The sequence below is a fragment of the Stutzerimonas nitrititolerans genome, assembly GCF_003696285.1.
Classification (GTDB): Bacteria; Pseudomonadota; Gammaproteobacteria; order Pseudomonadales; family Pseudomonadaceae; genus Stutzerimonas; species Stutzerimonas nitrititolerans.
The window spans coordinates 1-566 of sequence record NZ_RFFL01000076.1 but is presented as its reverse complement, the minus strand read 5'-3'; the positions used below and the strand labels follow the sequence as shown (position 1 = coordinate 566).

The 566-nt window shown below is 51.4% G+C and carries 1 protein-coding gene; it reads left to right on the top strand.

Annotated elements, in window-relative coordinates; genetic code table 11:
* Window positions 1-566, top strand: a 566-nt coding sequence (locus tag EA795_RS21340) for a hypothetical protein (protein WP_122079250.1), incomplete at both ends; no start/stop codon positions are given.

Here is a 566-nt window from a genome sequence, read left to right as displayed (position 1 = left end):
TCGTTGGCAGGCCAAGACGTTCCAATCGAATTTCGACAGTGCCCCTCACCAATACCGCTTCAAAATACCCGTCAGCTACCGCGATGGGCTTTGCGAGATGAAGTTGGGTAAGGTCGGGTTGTTCATATATGGCCGTTATGGTGACAAGGACTGGCAACAAACTTATGACAATGGTGGATTGGTTATAGTCGATAAGCTTCCTGAAGGTGCGCCGGCCTTTGGGGAGGATGGGGTTGTTGCCAAGACGGCCGTATGTTCTTGGTGGTTCCAGTTGAGTAAGGCTAAATCACGGCGGGGCGAGATTAGCAAGCTGTTGAGTTGCAAGGGAGCGGGTGCTTATCTCCCGGTCAGCGAGCTTGACCAGAAAACCGTACGGCTAAATTTCGAAGTTGACAAACAAGAGCGACCTTATCTCAGGGGTTATTGGCTAAAGACTCAGCGCGGTTGGAAACCTTGCACTGGGCGCTGGGAGACTAAATTTGAAGAGCTTTGCACAGAGCCCCCACAGTTCCGTGCGTTCAGAATGAGCGGGCGTGAATGTACTGTTTATCCAAACTGCACAGAGT